This window comes from Achromobacter sp. K91, from assembly GCF_003576205.1.
In the GTDB taxonomy this organism is placed as follows: domain Bacteria; phylum Pseudomonadota; class Gammaproteobacteria; order Burkholderiales; family Burkholderiaceae_B; genus Achromobacter; species Achromobacter aegrifaciens.
Genome location: NZ_QWFB01000089.1, coordinates 1 through 1,433 on the forward strand (window position 1 = coordinate 1; position 1,433 = coordinate 1,433).

General features: G+C 58.5%; 1 protein-coding gene. It reads right to left on the minus strand.

Annotation, left to right across the window (positions count from 1 at the left end; all coding sequences use genetic code 11):
* Positions 1 to 33 precede the first annotated feature (33 nt).
* Positions 34 to 1,382 (minus strand): IS3 family transposase gene (locus DXK93_RS31740; protein ID WP_233564661.1). Its coding sequence is split into 2 segments (ribosomal slippage): positions 34 to 897 and positions 900 to 1,382, totalling 1,347 coding nucleotides; the frame shifts between segments, so codons are not numbered across the junction.
* Positions 1,383 to 1,433: the final 51 nt, after the last annotated feature.

The window sequence follows — 1,433 nt, forward strand, 5'->3', positions numbered from 1 at the left end:
TGAACTGACCCCCAGAAGTTGGATGGTCAGAAGCTAAAGGCCGAAGGCCTGAGCTCGGTACTGCACCGGGCTCAGGCCTTTTAGCTTGAGCTTGATGCGTTCGTGATTGTAATAACGGATGTACTGGCCGATGCCGGCCCGTAGCTGCTCGATGCTGTCGAAGCGTTTGAGGTGGAAGAACTCGGCTTTCAACGTTCCGAAGAAGCTCTCCATGGCGGCGTTGTCCAAGCAGTTCCCCTTGCGCGACATGCTCTGGGTAACGGCCCGTTCGGCCAGCAAGCGTCGGTAGGCGCGTTGTTGATACTGCCAGCCCTGGTCCGAGTGCAGCAACGGTGCCTCCGAGGGTTTGAGCTTGGCGAACGCCTTTTTGAGCATCTTGGTCACCAGTCCAAGTACAGGACGTTGTTCGGTTTGATAGGCCACGATCTCGCCGTTGTACAGGTCCAGCACCGGAGATAGATACAGCTTCTGACCCCGGACATTGAACTCGGTCACATCGGTCGCCCACTTCTGGTTGGGCTGCGATGCCACGAACCGGCGTTTGAGTAAATCGGGTGCGATCTGTCCGTTTTCACCCCGGTACGAGCGATATTTCTTGGCCCGCACCAGCGACTTCAGCCCCAGTGCCTGCATCAGGCGCTGCACCGTCTTGTGATTGACCAGTTCGCCTGCCTGACGCAGCGCTGCTGTGATCCGGCGGTAGCCGTAGCGTCCCTTGTGACGAACATAGACGGCACCGATCCTGGCTTTCAGGCCAGCGTACTTATCCGCCGCGCCTTGCGCCTTCAGGTGATAGTAGAACGTGCTGCGCGACAGCCGGGCCACGCGCAACAAGAGTGCCAGCGGGTGTGCCGACCTTAACCCTTGGACCATTTGCGCTTTTTCACCAGCGCTTCGGTCTTTTCCGCTTGGATCAAGGCCTCTAATTTTTTTAGGTAATCGAGCTCCGCACGCAGATAGGCATTCTCTTTGCGCAGCTCATCCTCGGTCATATCTTTGGGGGTCGGTGCCGGGGGATATTTGTGCGGCATGGGACGTCTACCTTTAGGTCGGGGCGCCAGTGCGCCCACTCCCCCAACATCATACTGGCCACGCCAGATCCCGATGGCCCCCGCGTGACGGATGTCGTACAGCACTGCGGCCTGCTGATCAGACAAACTCTCGCGCTCGATCCGCTCGAGCACTTCGCGTTTGAAGGCCGCGCTGTAGTGGTTGAACTTCTTGGCCAAACCAGCACGGCCATGAGCCTGGTAGCTCGCCACCCAGCGGCGTAATACGCTGCGGCTCATCCCCAACTCGCTTGCCACAGCCTGCGCACCAGACCGGCCCGCCAAATACTTCCTAACCGCCTTGAGCTTGAACTGCTCGTCGTACTTCGTCATGCAAAAACCCCCAAAGGTTGGATCTACGTCCAACTTTCGGGGGTCAGTTCA